Source organism: Aeromonas popoffii, from assembly GCF_000820025.1.
GTDB lineage: Bacteria > Pseudomonadota > Gammaproteobacteria > Enterobacterales > Aeromonadaceae > Aeromonas > Aeromonas popoffii.
In genome coordinates, this window is sequence record NZ_CDBI01000014.1 from 156,000 (window position 1) to 179,587 (window position 23,588).

A 23,588-nucleotide genomic window follows, 5' to 3' on the forward strand; every position below is an offset into this window, starting at 1 on the left:
GGGATATTGACCAAAAGGCTAAAAAACAAAAGGGAGCCGAGGCTCCCTTGATCATCTCAGGACAAGATCAGCGGCGCGGGCAGATCTCGTTGTCAGAGAAGAAGTAGGCAATTTCACGGGCGGCAGAGGCCGGGGCGTCGGAACCATGCACCGCGTTGCGGTCGATGCTCTCGGCGTAGCAGGCACGCAGGGTACCGGCCTGGGCCTCTTTCGGGTTGGTCGCCCCCATGATTTCACGGTGACGGCGGATGGCCTCTTCCCCTTCCAGCACCTGTACCATCACAGGGCCCGAGGTCATAAAGCTGACCAGTGCATCATAGAAAGGCTTGCCCTGGTGTTCTGCGTAGAAACCGGCGGCTTGCTCGCTGCTCATGTGCAGCATCTTGGCGGCGATGACCTTCAGGCCAGCGCTCTCGAAGCGGTTGTAGATGGCACCGATCAGGTTTTTGCTGACAGCATCCGGTTTCACGATAGAGAAGGTACGTTCGATGGCCATTGAGATCTTTCCTTAACTACAGAGTTTTATTGTTAGAATCCATGTTCGGCGGCGATTATACGTAAACAAAAACCGAAACAACACACAAAAAAGCAACTTTTTATTAAACAAAAGCGTCCTCAAAACAACATCACCACTCATCTTGACCCAGTGAAGCAGGAAAAAATGTGCGCTTGTGCACGATAGCCCTGTTAAGCCTCTAAAACCCAGCCTATTGCTCACTCATCCAGCACAGTTGAAAAGGGCACCCTCAGGTGCCCTTCCTTGACGATTGTCATTCTGCTCAGCGTGCTTCCGCCAGCAGGGTATGCGCTATGGTGCGCATGCCAAGGGTGTTGGCGCCCGGCGCCCACAGGCTGTCACCGTTCTCGCTGAAACAGGCGGCCAGATCGACGTGCAACCAACCCCGTCCTTCATTACCGACGAAGCGAGAGAGGAAGCCCGCCGCGTTGGAAGCGCCGCCCGGGCCACCGCCCGGCACAGGGCGGCTGTTGGCCGTGTCGGCATAGTGGGACGGGCACTGCTGGCGGTGCCAGGGCTCCAGCGGCAGCGGCCAGGCGGGCTCCTGTTCGGCATCGGCGTAAGCCATGGCACGACTCACCAGTCCCTTGTCCAGTCCAAACAGGGCGTTGTAACGCCCCCCCAGCGCCATCACGGCGGCGCCCGTCAGGGTGGCTGCATCTATGATGAGCGGCGCCCCGCTGTCGCTAGCCAGTTGCAGGCCGTCGGCCAGCACCAGGCGCCCCTCGGCATCCGTGTTGACGATTTCCACCGTGGTGCCGTTCTTGTAGGTGAGGATGTCACCCAACTTGTAGGCGTGGCCAGAGACCAGGTTCTCGGCGCAGCAGAGGATGAGCTTCACCCGCTTGTCGAGGCCGCGCAGTATGGCCAGCGCCAGGGCACCGGTCACTATGGCCGCGCCCCCCATGTCATGCTTCATGGTGAGCATGCCCTGGGAGGTTTTCATGGAGTAGCCACCGGAGTCGAAGGTGATGCCCTTGCCCACCAGGGCCGCCGCCACCGGGGCGTTACGATCCCCGGTCGGGTTGTAGTCCAGCTCCAGCAGCACGGGCTCACGCTCGCTGCCACGGCCAACCTGATAGAGGCCGACCCAGCCAGCCTGTTGCAGGGCTTCACCTTTCAAAATGCGGTGGCTCACCTTGTCCGGCACCAGCTCGGTGATGAAAGCCGCCGCCTCCACCGCCAGATCCAGCGGCCCCAGCTGTTCCGGGGTCGCATTGGTCATCTCGCGTACCCAGCGCCCGCACAACCAGCGTGCCTCCAGCTCTTCCCTGTCCTCTTCCGACGAGGTGGCCCACTGCAGCTCGACTTCGGCCTTGGGAGTTTGCAACCCCTGGGCGAAGGCCCACTGCTGCTCGCGCTCCCAATGACCGGCCAGCGCCACCCTCTGGATCCCCTGACTGCACAGGCGACGCGCTGCCTGCTGGATATCGAGCAGTGGCGTGGCGGTGACCAGATGGATCACCATGCCATCGGCACGGTGAGAGAGCAGTGCTCCCTCCCCCCACTCGGCTGGCGCGAACTCACGGTTTAACCAGACGTTCATATCGTCACCTCCTGCAGCCAGCGAGCGATCGTGCGCAGGCCGTGGCCCTTGGCACCGGTCGCCCAGAGATCGTTGCCAGATTTTTGATAAGCCGCGGCCAGATCCAGGTGTACCCACCCCTTGCCCTCATCGCGCACGAAGCGGGACAAAAACGCAGCCGCCGTGGTGGCACCGGCCGTGCCTTCGGCGGAAGCCACATTGCCCAGATCGGCAAAGGCGGAGGTGAGCTGGCCCACATGCCAGGGTTCCAGCGGCAGGGCCCAAGCCTTCTCGTGTTCGGCTTTAGCGGCTGCCAGTACCCGTTGCTGCTCGACTTCATCGAGGGCAAACACGGCGTTGTAGTCGCGACCCAGCGCCGTCTTGGCGGCGCCGGTCAGGGTAGCGGCATCGAGAATATAGGCCGCGCCACTGTCGGAGGCCGCCATCAGGCCGTCGGCCAGCACCAGACGCCCTTCGGCATCGGTATTCTGGATCTCGACCGAGATGCCGTTCTTGTAGGTGAGGATGTCACCCAGCTTGAAGGCGTGGCCGGAGACCAGGTTTTCGGCGCAGCAGAGGATGAGCTTGACCCTGTGCTTGAGGCCGCGACTGATGGCGAGCGCCAGGGCGCCGGTCACCATGGCGGCGCCGCCCATATCGGACTTCATCGGCAGCATGTTGTCAGAGGACTTCATGGAGTAGCCACCGGAGTCGAAGGTGATGCCCTTGCCCACCAGGGCAGCCACCACGGGGGCATTGCGATCCCCGGTCGGGTTGTAGTCCAGCTCCAGCAGCACGGGTTCGCGCTCGCTGCCACGGCCCACCGACCAGATGCCGATATGGCCAGCCTCACGCAGCGCCTCGCCAGCCGTGATACGTGCAGTCACCTGATCCCCGGCCAGACCACGAATGAGCAGCAGGGCTGACTCCGCCAGGCTCATGGGATAAATCTCTTCCGGACAACCGTTGGTCACCTCGCGCACCCAGCGGCTCGCCTTGATCAGCGCATCCAGCTCGCGGGCATCAGAAACACTCTGCTCACCGAGGTCCAGCTCACGCACTCCCTTGGCGGCATAGAAACCCTGGGCGAAGGCATAGCGGCGCTCCAGATCCCAGGCTTCACCGGCCAGCTTGACCCGCTTGATACCGGTCGACTCGAGTCGACGGCTAGCACGCTGGATGGCACGCAGTGCATCCTGCTCCTGGCCGGCAAGGTCCAGATGGATCAGCACTTGGTCATCGTTGAAACTGAGCAGGGCGCCTTCGCCCCAATGGGCGGCAGCGGCCTGGGTGGACAACACTACCTTCATCATGTCAGCCATCTTCTCTTGCTTCCTTTTTATTGGCACTTGCATTAATGAATAGGGAAATAACGAGTACAAAAAAGGCCGTTCCCCTCAAGGGTCACGGCCTTCACCATATCATTACTGCACCATGAGATGCTGCACGCTCAATTCACTCATGTGTAATTAAGGTGCCATCAATGGCGTTCTGAGGCGAGGTTGATGGTGTACTTGGGCAGTTCCACCACCAGATCCTCGTCTGCCAGTCTAGCCTGGCAACTGAGGCGGGATTCCGGCTCCAGTCCCCACGCCTTGTCCAGCATGTCATCTTCCAGCTCATCGCTCGGCTCGAGGGAGTCAAACCCCTCCCGCACCACGCAGTGACAGGTGGTGCAGGCGCAGGACTTCTCGCAGGCGTGCTCGAGCTCGATACCGTTGCGCAGTGCCACGTCCAGAATGGTTTCGCCACTCTGGCCTTCGAGGGCAGCACCGTCCGGACAGAGCTCGGGATGGGGCAGAATAATCAGTTTTGGCATATTACACCTTGTTGACGTTTTGTCCGGTCAGCACCTTGCGGATGGAGGCATCCATCCGGCGGGCTGCAAATTCGCCACTGGCAGCGTCCGCCGCCTCGATGGCATCTTTGATTTGATTGGTTGTCCCTGCGGCGCGCATGGCCAGCAGATGAGTAATCGCACTGTCGATGGTGGCGCGCTCGGCGGCGCTCAGCAGCGTATCACCGTCAGCGGCCAGCGCGGCGTTGAGGCTTTCGACCACACGATCGGCCTCCACCTGCTGCTCTGCCAGCATGCGGGCATCCATGTCTTGCTGGGCATTGGCGATGGAGGCGCTCAGCATGGTGAGTATGTCCTCCTCCCCCAGCCCGTAGGAGGGCTTGACCTGGATTTCGGCCTGCACACCAGAGGATTTTTCCATGGCGCTGACCGACAGCAGGCCATCCGCATCCACCTGGAAGGTGACACGAATGTGGGCCGCACCCGCCGCCATCGGCGGAATACCGGTCAGGGTGAAACGCGCCAGAGAGCGGCAATCGGCCACCAGTTCGCGCTCACCCTGTACCACATGGATCGCCATCGCAGTCTGGCCGTCCTTGAAGGTGGTGAACTCCTGGGCGCGGGCCACCGGTATGGTGGTGTTGCGCGGGATCACCTTCTCGGCCAGGCCACCCATGGTCTCGAGCCCCAGGGAAAGCGGGATCACGTCCAGCAGCAGCATCTCGGCATCGGGCTTGTTGCCCACCAGAATGTCGGCCTGAATGGCGGCGCCGATGGCCACTACCTTGTCCGGGTCGATACGGGTCAGCGGCGGACGCTGGAAGAAATCGCCCACCCGCTCGCGCACCAGCGGCACCCGGGTGGAGCCACCGACCATCACCACTTCCAGCACTTCCACCTGCTCAAGATCCGCATCGCGCAGAGCGCGGCGGCAGGCCAGCAGGGTACGCTTGACCAGCGGCATGATGAGCGCATCAAACTGGCTGCGGCTCACCTCGCCCTGCCAGCCGGCAAAGGCACAGGGCACCCGAACGGCATCGGTCAGGCCGTGTTTAACAGCGGCCGCCACGTCCAGCAGCTCGCGCTGGGTACGGGCGTCGAGCAGACCTTCAAGGCCAGCCTGCTCCTTGATCCAGTCCGCCAGCAGGTGATCAAAATCATCGCCCCCAAGGGCGGAGTCGCCACCGGTGGCCATCACCTCGAACACGCCGCGATGCAGCCGCAGGATGGAGATGTCGAAGGTCCCGCCGCCGAGATCGTAGACCGCTATCACCCCTTCCTGACCGGAGTCGAGGCCGTAGGCGATGGCGGCCGCGGTCGGCTCATTGAGCAGGCGCAGCACGTGCAAGCCGGCCAGACGGGCCGCATCCTTGGTGCCCTGACGCTGGGCATCATCGAAATAGGCAGGCACAGTGATGACAACGCCATCCAGCTCACCGCCCAGTGCGGCGGCGCCCCGCTCGGCCAGTTTCTTCAAGATTTCGGCAGAGACCTGCACCGGGTTGACCAGCCCCTGACGGGTCTGAAACTGGGGCATGCCATTGTCGGCGGCCACAAACTGGTAAGGCTGCTGGCGGGTATCGATATCGGCCAGCGCCTTGCCCATCATCCGCTTGGCGGAGACGATGGTGTTGTGCGGATCGAGGGCCGCCTCGCGTTTGGCGTCAAAGCCGACCCGAATGGCATCAGCCTGGCCATTGTCAAACTGATAGTGCACCACAGACGGCAGCAGATCGCGCCCCTGCTCGTCGCAGAGGGTATCGGCGTGACCGCTGCGAACCGCAGCAACGAGAGAGTTGGTGGTGCCAAGATCGATGCCAACGGCACGTTTATGCTGATGAGGTGCGGCGCTCTGGCCGGGCTCGGCGATTTGCAGTAATGCCATGGGTAATCAAAATTCCAGCGTTAAAGGATCAAGACTCGAACAGCGAGTCTTCGAATCGTTCCAGCTCTTCGAGGAGCTTGTCGACAAACTTGAGTTTGCGAACGCAATCAGCCGCGCTCACATCATCGCCAGCGGCGAGATCCTGCGTCAGGCGTTGCATCAAAAACTGGTGATCATGCCTGATTTCGTGGCGAAAATCCTTGATGGCACGCTCAGGCTCGGACTCCCCTTTCAGGTCGGCCAGCCGCTCACGCCACTCCAGCTGCTGCATCAGGAAGGTAGTGTCTTGCAGGGTTTGCTGCTCGCCACGAAGTTCGGTGCCGCGCAGGGAGAGCAGATACTCGGCTCGGCGCAGGGGCGCCTTGAGGGTCGTGAAGGCATCGTTGATCTGGGCGGCACGTTGCACCGCAACCAGTTGCTCCCGCTCGGGAGCCGTGGCAAAACGATCGGGGTGGAACTGGGTTTGCAACTGACGGTAGGTATCCGCCAGCTGACGGGTATCGAGCTCGAAGCCTTCAACCAGCCCAAACAGCTCGAAATGATTCATGCAAGCCTCTTAGACACGTTCGCCACCACCACACTCGCCCCTGGCTTGGGCGATATTGAACTGGCCGTTTCCGGCCAGTTCAAGCGACAAGACATGCCGTATGTCAAACCGGTTAGACATTGAAACTTTCGCCACAACCACACTCGCCCTTGGCGTTGGGATTGTTGAACTGGAAGCCCTCGTTGAGCCCCTCCTTGACGAAGTCCAGCTCAGTGCCATCCAGATGGATCAGGCTCTTGGCATCGACGATGACTTTGACACCGTTTTGCTCAAACACCTGATCTTCATCCGCCAGCTCATCGACAAACTCCAGCACATAGGCAAGACCCGAACAGCCGGTGGTCTTGACACCGAGGCGAAGGCCAATGCCCTTGCCCCGGTTGGTCAGAAAAGAGGAAACCCGTGCCGCTGCGGCATCTGTCATGGTAATGGCCATACTGCGCTCCTGACCTTAGAGACCTTTCTTCTGCTTGTAATCGGCGATGGCGGCCTTGATGGCATCCTCAGCCAGAATGGAGCAGTGGATCTTCACCGGCGGCAGGGCCAGCTCTTCCGCGATGTCGGTGTTCTTGATGCCCGCGGCCTCGTCCAGCGTCTTGCCCTTGACCCACTCGGTCACCAGGGAGCTGGAGGCAATGGCAGAGCCACAGCCGTAGGTCTTGAACTTGGCATCTTCGATGATGCCATCGTCGCTGATCTTCAGCTGCAGCTTCATCACGTCGCCACAAGCCGGGGCGCCAACCATGCCGGTCGCTATGTTGGGATCGTTCTTGTCGAAGCCACCTACGTTGCGGGGATTCTCGTAGTGGTCGATTACTTTTTCACTGTAAGCCATATCTAACTCCTGCTAATTCCGTTGATCACTGATCCTGTGGATCAGTGATGAGCCCATTCGACCGTGTTCAGATCGACGCCATCTTTGTACATCTCCCACAGGGGAGACATCTCGCGCAGACGACCGATGGAGTCACGGATAAGCTTGATTGCGTAATCAATCTCTTCTTCTGTAGTGAAGCGACCCAAGCTGAAACGGATGGAGCTGTGCGCCAGCTCGTCGTTCAGACCCAGTGCACGCAGCACATAGGAGGGCTCCAGGCTGGCCGAGGTACAGGCAGAGCCGGAAGAGACTGCCAGATCCTTCAGCGCCATGATGAGGGATTCCCCTTCCACATAGGCGAAGCTGACGTTCAGGTTGCCCGGCACACGCTGTTCCAGGTCACCGTTGATATAAACGGCTTCGATGTCCTTGATGCCATCCCACAAACGCTGACGCAGAGCCATGATGTGTTGACCTTCGCTCACCATCTCTTCCTTGGCGATGCGGAAGGCTTCGCCCATGCCGACGATCTGGTGGGTCGGCAGGGTGCCAGAACGCATGCCGCGCTCATGACCGCCACCGTGCATCTGGGCTTCCAGACGCACGCGGGGCTTGCGACGCACGTAGAGGGCACCTATGCCTTTGGGGCCGTATACCTTGTGGGCGGACACGGAGAGCAGATCCACTTTCAGGGCTTCCACATCCACCGGGATTTTGCCCACGCTCTGGACCGCGTCCACGTGCAGCAGGATCTTGTGGGAGCGGCACAGATCGCCGATAGCGGCAATATTCTGCACCACGCCAATCTCGTTGTTCACATGCATGATGCTGACCAAAATGGTGTCATCGCGCAGGGCGCCTTCAATCTGCTCCAGGGTGAACAGGCCGTTCGGCATCGGCTCGAGGTAAGTCACCTCATAGCCTTCACGCTCCAGCTGGCGACAAGTATCGAGTACTGCCTTGTGCTCTGTCTTGGAGGTGATGATGTGTTTGCCCTTGCCAGCATAGAAATGGGCAACGCCCTTGATGGCCAGGTTGTTGGATTCGGTCGCGCCGGAGGTGAAGACGATCTCGCGCGGGTCGGCACCGATCAGGTCTGCCACTTGATTACGGGCCAAGTCTACCGCCTCTTCGGCTTGCCAGCCAAAGCGGTGGGAACGGGATGCTGGATTGCCAAACAGGCCATCCATGGTGAGACACTGCATCATTTTTTCTGCGACACGCGGGTCCACCGGACAGGTTGCCGAATAATCAAGGTAAATAGGCAGTTTCATGTTTTTCTCCGTTACAGCCAGGGTCACACATCGACCGACTGTGGAAAGCACGTTTGTTTATAGTTGGACTTTCAAGCTCACATCGCCGCGTTCTGCCCGATCAACCAGGGACAACACGGTTTTCATTTGTTCGTCTTGCTTGCCGGCAATCCGGCGCACATCCGCCTGACTCACCAGCTCTGCCAGGGTGATATCCCCCAGGAAACTGGAAATGCGCTCGCTAAGATCACGCCACAGGGAGTGAGTGAGGCATTGGGTACCGCCGTGGCAGCCCCCTTTGCCGAGGCACTTGGTGGCATCCACCGACTCGTCGACTGCGGTGATCACCTGACCGACCGAGATGGCGTCAGGGGCCAGACCGAGGCGATAACCGCCACCCGGGCCACGTACGCTACTCACCAGGCCATGCTTGCGCAGGCGGGCAAACAGCTGTTCCAGATAGGACAAAGAGATGCCCTGGCGTTCTGAAATATCAGCCAGAGGCACAGGCCCCTGCTCTGCATGCAACGCCACGTCGAGCATGGCAGTCACAGCGTAACGTCCTTTTGAGGTCAGTCTCATATGCCTTACCGTCTTGCGAACCAATCAACATGGGCATATGGTCACATACCCGACTAAAACAGTCAAGTATATGGTTGAGTAATACAGTCAGGTTTAATCCTGCGGTTTCGGCTTCTGTACCGAGGTCAAAATACCGCGCAAAATGTTCAGCTCCACCGTTTCCGGACGGGCCCGATTGAACAGGCGACGCAGCTTGCTCATCACCTGCCCGGGATGGTCGTCAGCAATGAATCCCGTCTTGAGCAGGGTCTGCTCCAGGTGCTGATAGAAGCCTTCCAGCTGATCGGCACTGGGATAATCCGCCTCACTCACTACCTCGGGAGCCTGATCCTGCAACCAGTGCATCCGCACTTCGTAGCAGATAGTCTGCACCGCCATGGCCAGATTAAGAGAGCTGTATTCGGGGTTAGCCGCAATGGCCACGTGGTAGTGGCACTTCTGCAACTCGTCGTTGGTGAGGCCAGTGCGTTCACGGCCAAACACCAGGGCCACCGGATGCTTCACGCCTTCCACCACCGCCTTCTCCCCCGCTTCGCGAGGATCCAGCATGGGCCAGCTCAGGGTACGGGAACGGGCACTGGTGCCTATGACCAGACCACAATCGGCAATGGCTTCATCCAGCGTCGACACTATGCGGGCATTGGCCAGAACATCGCTGGCACCTGCCGCCAGGGCCATGGCGTTGTCATCTGGCAAGGCCTGCGGATCAACCAACACCAGTTGGGTCAGTCCCATGGTCTTCATGGCGCGTGCCGCAGAGCCCATGTTGCCGGTGTGAGAAGTGTTTACCAACACGATACGAATCTGATCCAACATGCCCTGTCAATCTTCAGTCAAAAATGGCGCGCAATTGTAACATAGCCAATCGCTATTTTGGCACCGTAAAAGGCGCACCATTTCACAACAAAACCCTCATTGTGTAGAACAAAGCATCATGAGCAGAGGCTGACCACGGGCTAAACTTGGAGGATGCGTGGATCTAGGAACGGAGGCAACATGTGCCCGCACTGGCTTTATGAGAGGTTACCAGTCTGCTATCTGCTGACCGCGGTCGGCATGATCACGCTCACCCAAACCCCCTTGCTCTGGCTGGCGGGCAGCCTGTTGTTTGTCGCAGGCGCTGTCATCTGGATGATGCGCTCCAGCTATCGACGTACCGACCTGGTCATCTTTCCGACCAAACGCTGGTTCAAGCCGGAGTGGCTGTACGAGGCGCAGCCCTTCATCTGGCTGGCGCTGGGTCTGTTGCTCTCCCGCCTCCCCAACGCTGCCGCCCTGCTGGCTGTGATCCCTTGTGTCTGGGCCTGTCGCTGCCTGTGGGCTCGCAGTCACTACCGCCACCATGCCAGTGGCCTGGTATTACACCTGAGACGGGACCCCGCCCGTCGGCGCAGAGTGCGACTCCTGCGCTGACGCGGTGCGCGCCCGTTCGATGAAGGTGGCAAGATCCAGCAGCGGATAGCGCATCAGGCTCGGCAAGCCATCCAGGTCCAGGCTGTCCATCAGGTTCTTCACCTCCAGTCCCAGCTCGGTATCCCCTTCAATCTTCAGCTTGCGTTGAAAAAAGAGAGAATCAGGATCTTCCTTGCGACCGGCGATCAGGATGAGGTCATTGGTGGTGCCGCTGAAGCAGACATCCGCCCGCTCACAATGGCGGGCCACCACCAGTTTTCCATCCTGTTCGCTGATGAACCAGCTGAGCTCGAGATCCGACACCTCGACCCTGAGCCATTTGCCGGCCAGAAATTCGAAATCACCATCCTGGATGGCTTCCTTGAACACCCGCGCCAGCAGGCGCTCCATCAGGTTCTGCTGCAGCGCAAACGGCACCAGCTTGAGGGGGCGGCGCAGAAAGCGGGGAGCCTGTTCGACCAGGCGAGATTGCAGTTGTTGAAACACGATAAACTCCCAGTTTTTGCGCATTCAAACACAAGGCCACGCGCTGGATCCTGTTGAAAATCAAACTTGTGCCGACTTACCTCAAGAAGGGTAAAGCCACACAAAGCTGCCTCAGGTCAAAAAGTGGGAAGGCATCGATGAATACAATCGGGCTACTTTTGCATTTTTTGCCCTCTCGGAGCGTACCCGATGGAATTACTCTGTCCGGCAGGTAGTTTGCCGGCACTGAAAACAGCCGTGGATAACGGGGCCGATGCGGTTTACATCGGTTTCAAGGATGACACCAATGCCCGCCACTTTGCCGGCCTCAATTTCACCGACAGCAAGCTGGAAAAAGCGGTGGACTACGTGCACCAGCATGGCCGAAAGCTGCACATCGCCATCAATACCTTCGCCCATCCGGGATCGGATACCAGATGGAAGCAGGCAGTGGACCGGGGTGTGGCGCTCGGTGCCGACGCCCTGATCATCGCCGATCTCGCCGTGCTCGATTACGCCAGCCGCCACCATCCGGACATGGAGCTGCACGTTTCGGTGCAGGCCAGCGCCACCAACGCTGCCGCCATCCGCTTCTATCAGCAGCATTTCAACGTTGGCCGAGTGGTGTTGCCACGGGTGCTCTCCATGCATCAGGTCAGGCAGCTGGCCCGCGAGACTGACGTCGGTCTCGAGGTGTTCGCCTTCGGCAGCCTCTGCATCATGGCGGAGGGACGTTGCTACTTATCCTCCTACATGACAGGTGAGAGTCCCAATACGGTGGGAGCCTGCTCACCGGCCAAGTTTGTACGCTGGGAGGAAACACCGAGTGGCCTCGAATCCCGCCTCAACGAGGTGCTGATCGACCGTTACGGCCCGGGTGAAAACGCCGGTTACCCTACCCTGTGCAAGGGCCGCTTCGAGGTGGATGGCCAGACCTACCATGCGCTGGAGGAGCCGACCAGCCTCAACACCTTGGGGCTCTTGCCAGAGCTGTTCCAGACCGGGATCCAGTCGGTCAAGATCGAGGGGCGCCAGCGAAGTCCCGCCTACGTGGAGCAAGTCACCCGGGTCTGGCGCGCGGCCATCGACGCCTACCAGGCCAATCCCGATGCCTATAGCGTCAAAGCCGAGTGGGATGCCCAGCTCGCCCGCGTCTCCGAGGGGAGTCAGACTACTCTCGGCGCCTATCATCGTCAGTGGCAATAAAGGATCTCAACCACATGCAATTCTCTCTCGGGCCTCTGCTCTTCTACTGGCCCAAAGCCGATATCCAGGCCTTTTATGACGCCGCGACACAGAGCCAGGCGGACATCATCTATCTGGGGGAAACGGTCTGCAGCAAGCGCCGCGAACTCAAGGTGGATGACTGGATCTCCCTCGCCCGCCAGGTGGCGGCCTCAGGCAAGCAGGCCGTACTCTCCACCCTGGCGCTGATCTCGGCCCCCTCGGAGCTCAAGGAGGTCAAACGGCTGGTCGACAATGGCGATCTGATGGTCGAAGCCAACGATCTCGGCACGGTGCAACTTGCCTGGGAGGTGGGGATCCCGTTTGTCTGCGGCCCGGCCATCAATGCCTACAACGCCGACGTGCTGCGTATGCTGCTCAAACAGGGGATGACACGCTGGGTGATGCCGGTGGAGCTGTCGCGCGACTGGCTGATGCAGCTCAATCAGGATCTGGGCAGCGCTCGCCAGCAGTTCGACGTGGAGGTGTTCGCCTACGGCCACTTGCCGCTCGCCTACTCAGCGCGCTGCTTCACCGCCCGCTCCCTCGACAAGCCAAAGGACAACTGCGAACTCGCCTGCATCCACTATCCCACAGGCCGGCTGGCCAGCAGCCGCGAGGGACAGAAGGTGTTCAACCTCAACGGTATCCAGACCCAGTCAGGTTACTGCTACAACCTGGGCAACGAGATCACCGGCATGGAGGGTCTGGTGGACGTGGTACGCCTCTCCCCCGAAGGACTGGACACCCTTGAGATGCTGGATCGCTTCAAGGCCAATCAGCAAGGTCAGGCCCCCCTCTCCCTGCAACGGGAGCGTGACTGCAACGGTTACTGGCGCCAGATCCCCGGTATGAGTCTGGTGGAATAACGCCGTACCGATACCAGAACGCAGGCAGCAGGCAGCAGACAGCAAAAAGGCCTCATCATTGAGGCCTTTTTTACATATCGAGCACCAGCAATCAGTAGGCCTGCTTGCTGCTCTTGCCCTGTGCGCTCTGGGTCCCCGGCGGCACGGGTTTGCGCGCCATCAGTTCCAGCTCGAGCAGGGCATATCTGTGCTCGATGAAGTCGTACACGTTGTTGGCGAGTGCCAGCTTGAAGTAGCTGATGGCTTCCTTGCGGTTGCCCCTGGCCAGTTCAAATTTGCCGAGGTAGAAGTAGGTTTCACTCAAGCGCTCAGCAAGCTCCCGGTTATCCTTCACCCCTTTCACCACGTTGCTCATCAACTGGGTCGCATTGATCTCGCCGGTGTAAAGGCGCACCAGATCCCAGTTCCAGGCGTCGTCGTCATACTTGTTGAGACGCTCGCGCATCCGGCTCATGGCGGCTGGCGCATTGAGCTTTTGCTCGGCCAGATAGAGCCAGATCACCCGATAGGGATCTTCTGGCTGCGCTTCATAGAAGCGTTTCATATCGGCGGCGGCCAGCTCGGGACGATTGCCGTAATAGAGCGCAATGCCACGGTTGAGATAGGCATAGTCATAATCGGGAGCCAGCTCGAGGGCAGAATCAAATGCCTCGTAGGCTTCGTCATAATTCTGCTGCTGCACCAGATAAACGCCGATGAAGTTGTAGGCCTCGGCAAAATCCGGTTTCTCCCGCAAGGCCCGGTTGAAATCCAGCCTCGCCAGGGAGCGCAAGCCAACCCGGTCAAACACCACGGCACGCTCATAAAACAGTTCAGCCCGTTGCTCGGTGGTCAACTCCATCTCACCGAGCATTTGCCCGAGTCGTGCCAACGCCAACTCGCTCTGGTAAGAGACCTGCAGGGGGGTCGCCAATACCAGTGAAGCGGGTTGCGGCTTGGGAACTTGAGGCGCTTCAACCTGACTGCTACTGCTGCAACCCCACATGGGGAGCAGCAACAGGATACCAAGGAGGTATCCAATCCCTTTCCTGACGTTCAATGAACACTCCGACGCTGACGCTTGACCCCGCATATGGTAAAGGTCAACCGACACTTTGTCATGTGGCTGAACCTCTCTCCCTCAAATAAATCAGGATTCGACAGGGTATCCGGCATCACACCAGCCCCGAAAACCACCATCGACGCTGACAACCCGGCTATACCCCATCTTCTGCAGGTTATCCGCCACCAGGATGGAGCGAAATCCCCCACCACAATAGAGGTAGAGCTCGGTGGCCGGATCCGGATAGCGCGTCTCAATATCGCGCTCAATCACGCCACGACCGAGGTAAACCGCGCCAGGCAGATGGCCCCTGCCCCACTCGCTCTCCTCACGCACGTCGATCAGGTGAAAGGCACGTCCCTCATTCTGCCAACGTTTTATCTGGTGCACGTCAGTCTCTGTTACCTGAGGACGGATCGCCTCGACCAGCGCCAGAAAACGTGGATTATGTTGCATGGTTTGCTCCTTGCCTTGAGTAATAGGACATTGATGATGAGTAGCATCATGACTCACTCGGCCCATAAGAGAAAGGGCGCCTCACGGCGCCCTTGTCGATTACGGCAGGATCTCTTGCTGATCCGCGCCCTCTTTTTCCACCGGAGTCGGCAGCATGTGCTCCCGTTTAACCCCGAGGAACATGGCGAACGAACTCGCCACATAGATGGAGGAATAGGTACCAAATGCCACACCTATCACCATGGCTACCGCAAACCCGTGGAGCAGGGCGCCGCCTTTGAGCAGCAACGCCAGCACCACCACGAAAGTCAGACCCGAGGTAATGATGGTCCGACTCAAGGTTTCGGTCATGGAGAGATCCAGGATGTACTCGGTATCCCCCTTGCGCACCTTGCGGAAATTTTCCCGCAGGCGATCGAACACCACTATGGTGTCGTTCAAGGAGTAACCTACCAGCGTCATCAGCGCCGCCAGCACGGTCAAATCGAACTCATACTGGAAGAAGGCAAATACGCCCAGAGTGATGACCACGTCGTGCACCAAGGAAACGATCCCCCCCAACGCCAGACGCCATTCGAAGCGCACCGCCACGTAGGCCATGATGCAAAGGATGGATGCCAGCATAGCCAGGGCACCATCGGTAGCCAGTTCATCGCCCACTGAAGGGCCGACGAACTCGACGCGCTTGAGCACGGCCTCCGGATCAATCTGCTGGGCAGCTGCCAGCACCTGATTGCCCTGCTGCTCTACCCTGACCCCCTCTTGTGGAGTCATCCGCACCAGCACGTCACGGCTGGATCCGAAGTGTTGCAGGGTTGCCCCTGCAATCTTCTGCTCATCCAGCACCTTGTGGATCTTGTCCAGGCTCACCGACTGCGGGAATCCCACCTCTATGGTGGTGCCGCCGGTAAAGTCCAGACCCCAGTTCAGACCCCGATCGAACAGGAAGAACAGGGAGATCACCATCAGCAGGGTAGAGAAAACCACACCCGGCTTGGCATAGCGCATAAACGGGATTGGTTTTTCAAAATGTAGAATCTGAAACATGTCTCTTCCTTAGATCGGCAGCTTGTCGATATGCCGTCCACCCCAGACCAGATTGATAATGGCGCGGGAAACCGTGATGGCAGTAAACATGGAAGCCGTCAGACCAATACCCAGCGTCAAGGCAAAGCCCTTGATGGCACCGGTACCGATACCGAACAGGATCACACAGGTGATGAGCGAGGTGACGTTGGAGTCGGCGATGGTCGAGAATGCGCGATCAAAGCCCAGATGGATGGCCTGCTGCACACCGCGACCGTTGCGGATCTCTTCCCGGATACGCTCGAAGATCAACACGTTGGCATCCACCGCCATTCCCAGCGTCAAGACGATACCGGCAATGCCCGGCAGTGTCATGGTGGCCCCCGGGATCATCGACATAATGCCGACAATCAATACCAGGTTGATCACCAGCGCCAGGTTGGCCACCCAGCCGAAGGCACGGTAGTAGATCCCCATGAACAGTACGATCACCAGCATGGCCCAGCCGATGGCTTCCATCCCGCTGTCGATGTTCTGCTGACCCAGGCTTGGGCCTATGGTGCGCTCTTCCACAATCTGGATGGGGGCAATCAGGGCACCGGCACGCAACAGCAGCGCCAGGTTATGGGCTTCATTGGCGTTGTCGATACCCGTGATGCGGAACTGGCTGCCAAGACGCGACTGGATGGTGGCGACGTTGATCACCTCCTCCTGCTTGCGGAACTTGCGCTTGCCATCCGGACCGGGTTGGCCCACCGGCTTGTACTCGATGAAGACGGTCGCCATGCCTTTACCGACGTTGTCCTTGGTAAAGTTGGCCATCTTGTTACCACCCTGGCCATCGAGTTTGATGTTGACCTGAGGGCGGCTGTACTCATCGAAACCGGACTGGGCACCCACTATGTGGTCACCGGTCAGGATCACCCGCTTTTGCAGCACAACCGGACGGCCGTGGCGGTCGGTATAGACCTTGGAGCTCGGCGAAACACGGCCATCAGCGGCAGCCTGGATATCAGCGGTTTCATCGACCATGTGGAATTCCAGGGTCGCGGTTGCCCCCAGGATCTCCTTGGCGCGGGCAGTATCCTGAATACCGGGCAGCTGGACCACTATGCGTTCAGCGCCCTGCTGCTGGACCAGCGGCTCAGCCACACCCAGTTCGTTCACCCGGTTACGGATAATGGTGATGTTCTGCTCGAGAGCATACTTTCTCACCTCTTTGATCTTGGCATCACTGAGGGCAGCGTTGAGAACGAACTCGTCCCCTTTCTGCTCTGTGGTGAAGTTCAAATCCGGGTTCTGACGACGCAGATAAGAGATGGCGCGTTCCTGATCCGCTTCATCACGGAACAGAACCTGTACCTGATCACCGACCCGGCGCACGCCGGAGTAACGGATCTTCTGGGTACGCAGCTCGGTGCGAAAATCCTGCACCATCTGCTCTTGCTGCTTGGTCAGCGCCTCGGCCATGTCCACTTCCATCAGGAAGTGCACACCACCGCGCAGATCCAGACCCAGCTTCAGCGGTGCAGCACCGATGGCTTCAAGCCAGGCCGGCGTGGAGGGCGCCAGGTTGAGGGCGGTAATGAAGTTGTCGCCCAGCTTGTTGGCGACGACGTCGCGCGCCTTGAGCTGTTCTTCGGTGTTCCTGAAACGGATCAGAATGAAACCATGCTCGAACGCAGCATGCTTGACCGGGATCTGAGCCGCCTCTAGGGCCTCTTTCACCAGATCAAGCGTCTCTAGCTTGACTTCGGCACCCCGGCTGGCAGAGATCTGCAAGGCCGGGTCTTCGCCGTAAAGATTGGGGGCTGCATATAGAAAACCGATGGCGATCACGAAGACCACCATCAGGTATTTCCACAGCGGATAGCGATTTAACACGCTGTGCTCCTCGGGAGATTAAAGGGACTGGATAGAACCCTTGGGCAGAACGGCAGAGACGAAATCACGTTTGATGGTAACTTGAGTCTGATCATTCAGGGACAGCACTATGTATTCGCTATCGGCGGACACCTTGGCGATCTTGCCAACCAGGCCACCTGAGGTGAGCACTTCATCACCCTTTGCCAGGGAGCTCATCAGGTCACGATGAGTTTTGGCACGCTTGGCCTGGGGACGATAGATCATGAAGTAGAAGATAAGGCCGAACACGGCCAGCATGATGATCATTTCCATGCCACCACTCTGTGCACCCGGAACTGCGCCTTCTGCATATGCCTTGGAGATAATGCTCATTTAACAACCTCTTATTTGATGTAGATTTGATAACTAACTTATATATCGTTGTTATTTAACGTCATTTTCAGCTAATGGAGGCACAGGCTTCCCTTGCCGACGGTAAAACTCAGTTACAAAGTCGTCTAATTTACCCTGCTCGATCGCGTCCCGCAAACCCTGCATCACACGCTGGTAATAACGCAGGTTGTGAATGGTGTTCAGACGAGCACCGAGGATCTCGTTGCACTTGTCCAGATGGTACAGATAGCTGCGGGTGTAGTTCTTGCAGGTGTAGCAATCGCAATCGGCATCCAGGGTGCTGGTGTCGCTGCGATACTTGGCGTTGCGGATCTTGACCACACCATCGGTGGTAAACAGATGACCGTTGCGGGCATTGCGGGTCGGCATCACGCAGTCGAACATGTCGACCCCGCGGCGCACCCCTTCCACCAGATCTTCCGGCTTGCCCACCCCCATCAGGTAGCGCGGCTTGTCGGCCGGAATTTTCGGGCAGACGTGCTCGAGGATCCGGTGCATGTCTTCCTTGGGCTCGCCCACCGCCAGACCGCCGACCGCATAACCGTCAAAGCCGATCTCCAGCAGACCGTTGAGGGACACATCCCGCAGCTCTTCATAGACCGAGCCCTGGATGATGCCGAACAGGGCATTTTTATTGCCCAGCGCATCAAACTTGTCGCGCGAGCGCTTGCCCCAGCGCAGGGACATCTCCATGGACTTGCGCGCCTCTTCGTAAGTGGCCGGATAGGGGGTGCACTCGTCGAAGATCATCACGATGTCGGAGCCCAGATCGTACTGGATCTCCATGGATTTCTCGGGGTCGAGGAAGATCTTCTCGCCATTGATGGGGTGACGGAAGTGCACACCCGCCTCGGTGATCTTGCGAATGTGTCCCAGGCTGAACACTTGGAAACCACCTGAGTCGGTCAGGATCGGGCCCTGCCAGTTCATGAAGTCGTGCAGATCGCCGTGGGCGCGCATCACTTCCTGCCCCGGCCGCAGCCAGAGGTGGAAGGTGTTGCCAAGCAGGATCTGGGCACCGGTCTCACGCACTTCTTCCGGGGTCATCCCCTTGACGGTGCCATAGGTACCGACCGGCATGAAGGCCGGCGTTTGTACCACGCCACGTTCGAACACCAGCTGACCGCGACGGGCACGGCCATCGGTGGTTTTCAGTTCAAATTTCATTGTTACCTCGTTGCGTCAGAGAAACAGTCTGACAATAGAGAGCCCAAAGGCCCGGTATATAAGGGCGAGGCTTATGCCACTGCCCGGCGACGGGTGACAAACATCGCGTCCCCGTAGCTGAAGAAACGGTACTGCTCGGCCACGGCGGCCTGATAGGCCGCCATCACCTGATCGTATCCGGCGAAGGCACTGACCAGCATGATCAGGGTCGACTCCGGCAGATGGAAGTTGGTGACCATGGCATCGACTACCTGAAACTGGTAGCCGGGGAAGATGAAGATGTCGGTGTCGCTAAAAAATGGCGCCAGTGGCTTGCCCTGGGCCAGGCTCACCTTGGCCGCGCTCTCCAGGGAGCGTACCGAGGTAGTGCCGACGGCGATGACGCGACCACCACGGGCACGGGTCGCCGTAATGGCATCCACCACTTCCTGCGGCACTTCGGCATATTCCGAGTGCATGTGGTGATCTTCAATCTTGTCCACCCGCACCGGCTGGAAGGTCCCCGCTCCTACATGTAGGGTGACGAAGGCCGTTTCAACCCCTTTGGCGCGGATCTTTGCCAGCAGCGGCTCATCGAAGTGCAGGCCGGCGGTCGGCGCGGCCACGGCACCCGGCTTCTGGTTGTAGACAGTCTGGTAGCGCTCCTTGTCGGCATCCTCATCGGGCCTGTCGATATAGGGCGGCAACGGCATGTGACCGATGGCGTCCAAAATCTCCAACACCGGACGCGGGTCGAGGAAATGGATCTCGAACAGGGCATCGTGGCGGGCCCGCATCTCGGCTTCCACCCCACCATCCATGATCATCCGGGTGCCCGGCTTGGGCGACTTGGAGGAACGCACGTGAGCCAGCACGCTGTGCTCGTCCAGGATGCGCTCCACCAGCACCTCCAGCTTGCCGCCGCTGGCCTTCTGGCCAAACATGCGCGCCGGAATGACACGGGTGTTGTTGAATACCAGCAGATCACCGGGGTGGAGCTGGTCCAGCACATCCACAAATTGACCATGGCGCAGGGCGCCGCTTTGACCATCGAGCTGCAACAGGCGGCTGGCGGTACGCTCTGCCATCGGATAGCGGGCAATCAGCTCGTCTGGCAGATCAAAATGAAAATCGGATACTTGCATCTTTCACCTCGGGGGAATCGGCGGCTAGTCTAGTTATCCCCCTCTTCCAAGGCAACCCAAAAGACCAAAAACCCAAGAGAGACAAGGGATAGCGAGCAATATTGAGACACACCTCCGGTTAATGATTCTTTAATGATCTGTATTGACCCTGATCATGTTCTATTCAGGAGGGGTGAGCTAGGGTGAAAGCAGATACACAAGGAGGCCCACCATGATGACTTTATCCGAGATCATGACAGAACATCCCTTCACCCTGGGTCCGGAAAACAGCGTCAAACAGGCGATGGATTTGATGCAACAGGAGCAGATCCGCCACATCCCCATCGTCGACGAGCACCGTCATCTGCTGGGTCTGGTCACCCTCACCGACATCCTGGCCACCCGCGAGTCCAAGCTGCTGCTCATCAACCCGGAGCGGGAAGCGGAATTCACCGACAGCGTCCAGCTCGACGAGATCATGACCCGCCAGGTGGCGAGCGTGGATCCCCACGCCGGCATCAAGGAAGCGGCCCTCTACCTGCAACGCCACAAATATGGCTGCCTGCCGGTGCTCAAGGGGCGCAAACTGGTAGGCATAGTCACGGAGTCGGATTTCATTGCAGTTGCCATCAACCTGCTCGAACTGATGGAAGAACAGGAGCCGCTCAGCGATTCTGATCTTTAGATTATGTAATAAAATTACAACAAAAGCGTTTTCAGCACATTAAATCAGCAATAATGCTGAAAGCGCTCCATTTTGATGGAAAAATTACACCACAGACTTGCTTTGTGATCTGCGTCACACTATTATCTGCCCCATGCAATAGTTGCCGAGGGGGAGACGAGGGATTGTGCACCCAGCCTCTTCCTCTCATATGTCTGCAAGTTTGCACACCCCGTAGTTAGTCTTTGCTGTAAAGCTTTTGTTTACATAGCCATTCCTTGTTTGATGACCCGGCCTTGTCCTCACGACAGCGCCGGGATTTTTTTATCTGCACGATCCTGCCCCACCCCACTTTGTTACATGCGTCACGCAGCACGTCACTGCCACGCCCTGCCCGTCCCTGAAGAAGATGCCCATTCGGCCCTTGAAAATCCAGGGTGCCGCACAGATGTTAATCTCGACAAGGGGTTACCTTGGCACGTCAGAAATATTCATGTTTAGTACAGCAGCGGTAGATTATCTAATAGATAGATTGAAGTGATTCAAAATTGCGGCTTTAGCCGATTAGGAGAAGCCCCTATGATGAATCCATCGAACGTTAAACGCCTGATCCGGATAGACTCTTCAACACCAGACAGGCATATGTACATCACCAAGGAGCAAATACATGTCTACCTACATCAACACTGCAATCAAGCCGTTCAACGCCACCGCCTACCACAATGGCAAATTCGTTCAGGTGTCTGACGCTGACCTGAAAGGCAAGTGGTCCGTGGTGTTCTTCTACCCGGCAGACTTCACCTTCGTTTGCCCGACCGAGCTGGGTGACTTGGCTGACAACTACGCCGAATTCAAGAAGCTGGGCGTCGAGATCTACTCCGTCTCCACCGACACCCACTTCACTCACAAGGCGTGGCACGACACCTCCGACACCATCCAGAAGATCCAGTATCCGATGATTGGTGACCCGACAGGCGCCATCACCCGCAACTTCGGCGTGATGATCGAAGAAGCCGGTCTGGCTGACCGCGGCACCTTCGTCATCGACCCGCAGGGCATCATCCAGATCGTTGAAATCAACGCTGGCGGTATCGGCCGTGACGCTCTGGAACTGCTGCGCAAAGTCAAAGCGGCCCAGTACGTTGCCTCCCACCCGGGTGAAGTGTGCCCGGCCAAGTGGAAAGAAGGCGATGCCACCCTGGCCCCGTCCCTGGATCTGGTAGGCAAAATCTAAGCCTCCGCTTCCAAGACCGGCCCATTCAAGGGCCGGTCTGCTTTCTGGCCTGACAAAACGCCGACCCGCAATCACAAGAAGGAATTGGAAGATGTTGGATACCAACCTCAAACAACAGCTGAACACCTATCTGCAGTACATCGTCAATCCCATCGAGATCAGCGTGTCCGGCAACGACAGTGACAAAACCGCCGAGCTGCTGGCGCTGGCCCGCGAGATAGCCGAGATGTCCCCCAAGATTGCCATGACTGATGGCAACAATGCCCGCAAGCCTTCCATGAGCATCGCGCCGAAGGGCGAGATCCCGCGCGTTCATTTTGCCGGCATCCCCATGGGTCATGAATTTACCTCTCTCGTGCTCGCCCTGCTGCAAAGCGGCGGTCACCCCTCCAAGGCCGATGCGGCCGTGCAGGAGCAGATCCGCAATCTCAAGGGCGAGTTCCACTTCGAGACCTATATCTCCCTCTCCTGCCACAACTGCCCGGACGTGGTGCAGGCGCTGAACCTGATGGCGACCTTAAACCCCGGCATCACCCACACCATGATCGACGGCGCCCTGTTCCAGGAAGAAGTCACCGAACGTCAAATCATGGCGGTGCCGAACGTCTATATGAACGGTCAGCCATTCAGCCAGGGCCGCATCTCGCTGGAAGAGATAGTGGCCAAGCTCGATACAGGCGCGGCCGATCGCAAGGCTGCCGAGCTGAGTGAAAAAGCCCCCTACGACGTGCTGGTGGTCGGTGGTGGCCCGGCTGGTGCTGCAGCCGCCATCTATGCCGCTCGTAAAGGCATTCGCACCGCCATCGTCGCCGAGCGCTTCGGCGGCCAGATGATGGACACCGTCGGTATCGAGAACTTTATCTCCGTGCCCTACACCGAAGGTCCCAAGCTGACCGCGAGTCTGGAGCAACACGTCAAGCAGTACGGCGTGGAAGTGATCACCGAGCAGCGCGCCGCCGCCATCAGCAAAGATGGCTATGTGAATGTGGATCTCGCCTCCGGCGCCACCTTGAAGAGCCGTGCCGTGATCCTGGCAACCGGTGCCCGCTGGCGCGACCTGAACGTGCCGGGCGAGCTCGAGTACCGCACCAAGGGCGTGGCCTACTGCCCGCACTGCGATGGCCCCTTCTTCAAAGGCAAGCGGGTGGCGGTGATCGGGGGCGGCAACTCAGGTGTCGAGGCTGCCATCGATCTGGCCGGCCTAGTCGAGCATGTGACCGTGGTGGAATTTGCCGATACCCTGCGTGCCGACGAGGTGCTGCAGAAGAAGGCTCGCTCCATGGGCAATATCGACATCATCATGAGCGCCCGCACTACCGAAGTGATTGGTGATGGCAGCAAGGTGGTCGGCATGGATTACGAAGATCGCACTACTGGTGAGATCAAGCACTTAGGCGTGGCGGGTATCTTCGTGCAGATAGGCCTGATCCCCAACACCGAGTTCCTGAAAGGGAGCGAGATTGCCCTGACCCGTTTTGGCGAGATCGAGATCGACACCAAGGGCGCCACTTCCCTGCCCGGCGTCTATGCCGCCGGTGACGCCACTACCGTGCCGTTCAAGCAGATCATCATCTCCATGGGAGCGGGAGCCACTGCAGCACTGGGTGCGTTTGATTACCTCATCCGCAATGCGGCGCCGGACGCCACCGAGGCATCCGCCAAGGCCGATGGCGTGACCGCCTGATAATCCTTTTACCAATAAAAAGCCGGCTCACTGGAGCCGGCTTTTTTGTCCACGTCAT

25 protein-coding genes are annotated in these 23,588 nt (G+C 58.8%); 6 read left to right on the plus strand and 19 right to left on the minus strand.

The annotated features are described in order from the left end of the window. Positions 1–67: 67 nt before the first annotated feature. The 11 genes from ndk to trmJ all read right to left on the minus strand — a co-directional run bounded on the left by ndk (position 68) and on the right by trmJ (position 9,740). Positions 68–496: a nucleoside-diphosphate kinase gene (ndk, locus tag BN1129_RS03005; RefSeq protein ID WP_042034402.1), complete on the minus strand. Its 429-nt coding sequence runs from the start codon at positions 494–496 to the stop codon at positions 68–70. 283 nt (positions 497–779) lie between these two features. After that, positions 780–2,063 carry an aminopeptidase PepB gene (gene pepB, locus BN1129_RS03010; protein ID WP_042034404.1) on the minus strand — a complete coding sequence of 428 codons (1,284 nt, stop codon included), beginning with the start codon at positions 2,061–2,063 and terminating at the stop codon, positions 780–782. Continuing rightward, entirely contained in the window at positions 2,060–3,364 is a 1,305-nt protein-coding gene (gene pepB / locus BN1129_RS03015; RefSeq protein WP_042034405.1) for an aminopeptidase PepB, read from the minus strand. The genes pepB (BN1129_RS03010) and pepB (BN1129_RS03015) overlap by 4 nt, the downstream gene beginning before the upstream one ends. Positions 3,365–3,522: 158 nt before the next feature. Further along, a complete protein-coding gene (fdx, locus tag BN1129_RS03020; protein WP_042034407.1) occupies positions 3,523–3,861 on the minus strand; it encodes an ISC system 2Fe-2S type ferredoxin in 339 nt (112 codons plus the stop codon). A gap of 1 nt (position 3,862) precedes the next feature. Beyond that, a complete protein-coding gene (gene hscA, locus BN1129_RS03025) occupies positions 3,863–5,725 on the minus strand; it encodes a Fe-S protein assembly chaperone HscA (RefSeq protein WP_042034409.1) in 1,863 nt (620 codons plus the stop codon). Positions 5,726–5,753: 28 nt separating this feature from the next. Beyond that, on the minus strand, positions 5,754–6,272 hold the full coding sequence (gene hscB / locus BN1129_RS03030; protein ID WP_042034410.1) for a co-chaperone HscB: 519 nt from the start codon (positions 6,270–6,272) through the stop codon (positions 5,754–5,756). Between the two features lie 112 nt (positions 6,273–6,384). Next, a complete protein-coding gene (iscA, locus tag BN1129_RS03035; protein WP_042034411.1) occupies positions 6,385–6,708 on the minus strand; it encodes an iron-sulfur cluster assembly protein IscA in 324 nt (107 codons plus the stop codon). A 15-nt stretch (positions 6,709–6,723) separates the two neighbouring features. Continuing rightward, positions 6,724–7,107 carry a Fe-S cluster assembly scaffold IscU gene (iscU, locus tag BN1129_RS03040; RefSeq protein ID WP_005310405.1) on the minus strand — a complete coding sequence of 128 codons (384 nt, stop codon included), beginning with the start codon at positions 7,105–7,107 and terminating at the stop codon, positions 6,724–6,726. A 41-nt stretch (positions 7,108–7,148) separates the two neighbouring features. Beyond that, complete coding sequence (locus BN1129_RS03045) at positions 7,149–8,363, minus strand: IscS subfamily cysteine desulfurase (protein ID WP_042034414.1); 1,215 nt, start codon at positions 8,361–8,363, stop codon at positions 7,149–7,151. 57 nt (positions 8,364–8,420) lie between these two features. Next, positions 8,421–8,924 carry a Fe-S cluster assembly transcriptional regulator IscR gene (gene iscR / locus BN1129_RS03050; RefSeq protein ID WP_042034415.1) on the minus strand — a complete coding sequence of 168 codons (504 nt, stop codon included), beginning with the start codon at positions 8,922–8,924 and terminating at the stop codon, positions 8,421–8,423. A gap of 93 nt (positions 8,925–9,017) precedes the next feature. Further along, positions 9,018–9,740, minus strand: coding sequence for a tRNA (cytosine(32)/uridine(32)-2'-O)-methyltransferase TrmJ (gene trmJ, locus BN1129_RS03055; protein ID WP_042034416.1), 723 nt, complete (start codon positions 9,738–9,740; stop codon positions 9,018–9,020). Positions 9,741–9,920: 180 nt separating this feature from the next. On the opposite strand from trmJ, the gene BN1129_RS03060 reads away from it, so the two are divergent. After that, the gene (locus tag BN1129_RS03060; protein WP_042034417.1) at positions 9,921–10,337 is read left to right on the plus strand and encodes a hypothetical protein; all 417 of its coding nucleotides are present in this window, start codon (positions 9,921–9,923) and stop codon (positions 10,335–10,337) included. On the opposite strand, the gene ubiT is transcribed toward BN1129_RS03060, so the two are convergent. Next, complete coding sequence (gene ubiT, locus BN1129_RS03065; RefSeq protein WP_084204564.1) at positions 10,284–10,823, minus strand: ubiquinone anaerobic biosynthesis accessory factor UbiT; 540 nt, start codon at positions 10,821–10,823, stop codon at positions 10,284–10,286. The genes BN1129_RS03060 and ubiT overlap by 54 nt on opposite strands. A gap of 189 nt (positions 10,824–11,012) precedes the next feature. Between ubiT and ubiU the strand changes: the two genes are divergently transcribed. Beyond that, complete coding sequence (gene ubiU, locus BN1129_RS03070) at positions 11,013–12,008, plus strand: ubiquinone anaerobic biosynthesis protein UbiU (protein ID WP_042034420.1); 996 nt, start codon at positions 11,013–11,015, stop codon at positions 12,006–12,008. Between the two features lie 14 nt (positions 12,009–12,022). Next, positions 12,023–12,895, plus strand: a complete 873-nt coding sequence (locus BN1129_RS03075; RefSeq protein ID WP_042034421.1) for a U32 family peptidase — start codon at positions 12,023–12,025, stop codon at positions 12,893–12,895. Between the two features lie 91 nt (positions 12,896–12,986). Here BN1129_RS03075 and nlpI read toward each other — a convergent pair whose 3' ends face one another. From nlpI to queA, 7 genes are all read right to left on the minus strand, one after another. Beyond that, entirely contained in the window at positions 12,987–13,934 is a 948-nt protein-coding gene (nlpI, locus tag BN1129_RS03080; RefSeq protein WP_280136028.1) for a lipoprotein NlpI, read from the minus strand. 90 nt (positions 13,935–14,024) lie between these two features. Beyond that, positions 14,025–14,393, minus strand: coding sequence for a rhodanese-like domain-containing protein (locus BN1129_RS03085; protein ID WP_042034422.1), 369 nt, complete (start codon positions 14,391–14,393; stop codon positions 14,025–14,027). A gap of 99 nt (positions 14,394–14,492) precedes the next feature. Further along, the gene (gene secF / locus BN1129_RS03090) at positions 14,493–15,440 is read right to left on the minus strand and encodes a protein translocase subunit SecF (protein ID WP_042034423.1); all 948 of its coding nucleotides are present in this window, start codon (positions 15,438–15,440) and stop codon (positions 14,493–14,495) included. A gap of 9 nt (positions 15,441–15,449) precedes the next feature. Then, entirely contained in the window at positions 15,450–17,303 is a 1,854-nt protein-coding gene (gene secD / locus BN1129_RS03095; protein ID WP_042034424.1) for a protein translocase subunit SecD, read from the minus strand. Between the two features lie 18 nt (positions 17,304–17,321). Then, a complete protein-coding gene (gene yajC / locus BN1129_RS03100) occupies positions 17,322–17,657 on the minus strand; it encodes a preprotein translocase subunit YajC (RefSeq protein ID WP_042034425.1) in 336 nt (111 codons plus the stop codon). A 51-nt stretch (positions 17,658–17,708) separates the two neighbouring features. Continuing rightward, positions 17,709–18,845 (minus strand): tRNA guanosine(34) transglycosylase Tgt, encoded by a 1,137-nt coding sequence (tgt, locus tag BN1129_RS03105; RefSeq protein ID WP_042034426.1) that lies wholly within the window; start codon positions 18,843–18,845, stop codon positions 17,709–17,711. A 71-nt stretch (positions 18,846–18,916) separates the two neighbouring features. After that, on the minus strand, positions 18,917–19,969 hold the full coding sequence (gene queA / locus BN1129_RS03110) for a tRNA preQ1(34) S-adenosylmethionine ribosyltransferase-isomerase QueA (RefSeq protein ID WP_042034427.1): 1,053 nt from the start codon (positions 19,967–19,969) through the stop codon (positions 18,917–18,919). 211 nt (positions 19,970–20,180) lie between these two features. On the opposite strand from queA, the gene BN1129_RS03115 reads away from it, so the two are divergent. The 3 genes from BN1129_RS03115 (at position 20,181) to ahpF (ending at position 23,530) form a co-directional block, all read left to right on the plus strand. After that, complete coding sequence (locus tag BN1129_RS03115; RefSeq protein ID WP_042034428.1) at positions 20,181–20,633, plus strand: CBS domain-containing protein; 453 nt, start codon at positions 20,181–20,183, stop codon at positions 20,631–20,633. 646 nt (positions 20,634–21,279) lie between these two features. After that, entirely contained in the window at positions 21,280–21,846 is a 567-nt protein-coding gene (gene ahpC / locus BN1129_RS03120) for an alkyl hydroperoxide reductase subunit C (protein ID WP_042034429.1), read from the plus strand. A gap of 91 nt (positions 21,847–21,937) precedes the next feature. Then, a complete protein-coding gene (gene ahpF, locus BN1129_RS03125; protein WP_042034430.1) occupies positions 21,938–23,530 on the plus strand; it encodes an alkyl hydroperoxide reductase subunit F in 1,593 nt (530 codons plus the stop codon). Positions 23,531–23,588 lie beyond the last annotated feature (58 nt).

What these genes read in the sequence shown, in the direction of transcription:
- BN1129_RS03060 (WP_042034417.1), top strand. Translation starts at nt 9,921, where the DNA reads ATGTGCCCGCACTGGCTTTATGAGAGGTTACCAGTCTGCTATCTGCTG.
- iscU (WP_005310405.1), bottom strand. Translation starts at nt 7,107, where the DNA reads ATGGCTTACAGTGAAAAAGTAATCGACCACTACGAGAATCCCCGCAAC.
- ahpF (WP_042034430.1), top strand. Translation starts at nt 21,938, where the DNA reads ATGTTGGATACCAACCTCAAACAACAGCTGAACACCTATCTGCAGTAC.
- ubiU (WP_042034420.1), top strand. Translation starts at nt 11,013, where the DNA reads ATGGAATTACTCTGTCCGGCAGGTAGTTTGCCGGCACTGAAAACAGCC.
- ndk (WP_042034402.1), bottom strand. Translation starts at nt 496, where the DNA reads ATGGCCATCGAACGTACCTTCTCTATCGTGAAACCGGATGCTGTCAGC.
- iscR (WP_042034415.1), bottom strand. Translation starts at nt 8,924, where the DNA reads ATGAGACTGACCTCAAAAGGACGTTACGCTGTGACTGCCATGCTCGAC.
- hscB (WP_042034410.1), bottom strand. Translation starts at nt 6,272, where the DNA reads ATGAATCATTTCGAGCTGTTTGGGCTGGTTGAAGGCTTCGAGCTCGAT.
- tgt (WP_042034426.1), bottom strand. Translation starts at nt 18,845, where the DNA reads ATGAAATTTGAACTGAAAACCACCGATGGCCGTGCCCGTCGCGGTCAG.
- BN1129_RS03045 (WP_042034414.1), bottom strand. Translation starts at nt 8,363, where the DNA reads ATGAAACTGCCTATTTACCTTGATTATTCGGCAACCTGTCCGGTGGAC.
- yajC (WP_042034425.1), bottom strand. Translation starts at nt 17,657, where the DNA reads ATGAGCATTATCTCCAAGGCATATGCAGAAGGCGCAGTTCCGGGTGCA.
- BN1129_RS03085 (WP_042034422.1), bottom strand. Translation starts at nt 14,393, where the DNA reads ATGCAACATAATCCACGTTTTCTGGCGCTGGTCGAGGCGATCCGTCCT.
- fdx (WP_042034407.1), bottom strand. Translation starts at nt 3,861, where the DNA reads ATGCCAAAACTGATTATTCTGCCCCATCCCGAGCTCTGTCCGGACGGT.
- queA (WP_042034427.1), bottom strand. Translation starts at nt 19,969, where the DNA reads ATGCAAGTATCCGATTTTCATTTTGATCTGCCAGACGAGCTGATTGCC.
- pepB (WP_042034404.1), bottom strand. Translation starts at nt 2,063, where the DNA reads ATGAACGTCTGGTTAAACCGTGAGTTCGCGCCAGCCGAGTGGGGGGAG.
- ahpC (WP_042034429.1), top strand. Translation starts at nt 21,280, where the DNA reads ATGTCTACCTACATCAACACTGCAATCAAGCCGTTCAACGCCACCGCC.
- iscA (WP_042034411.1), bottom strand. Translation starts at nt 6,708, where the DNA reads ATGGCCATTACCATGACAGATGCCGCAGCGGCACGGGTTTCCTCTTTT.
- pepB (WP_042034405.1), bottom strand. Translation starts at nt 3,364, where the DNA reads ATGGCTGACATGATGAAGGTAGTGTTGTCCACCCAGGCCGCTGCCGCC.
- BN1129_RS03115 (WP_042034428.1), top strand. Translation starts at nt 20,181, where the DNA reads ATGATGACTTTATCCGAGATCATGACAGAACATCCCTTCACCCTGGGT.
- BN1129_RS03075 (WP_042034421.1), top strand. Translation starts at nt 12,023, where the DNA reads ATGCAATTCTCTCTCGGGCCTCTGCTCTTCTACTGGCCCAAAGCCGAT.
- hscA (WP_042034409.1), bottom strand. Translation starts at nt 5,725, where the DNA reads ATGGCATTACTGCAAATCGCCGAGCCCGGCCAGAGCGCCGCACCTCAT.
- secF (WP_042034423.1), bottom strand. Translation starts at nt 15,440, where the DNA reads ATGTTTCAGATTCTACATTTTGAAAAACCAATCCCGTTTATGCGCTAT.
- trmJ (WP_042034416.1), bottom strand. Translation starts at nt 9,740, where the DNA reads ATGTTGGATCAGATTCGTATCGTGTTGGTAAACACTTCTCACACCGGC.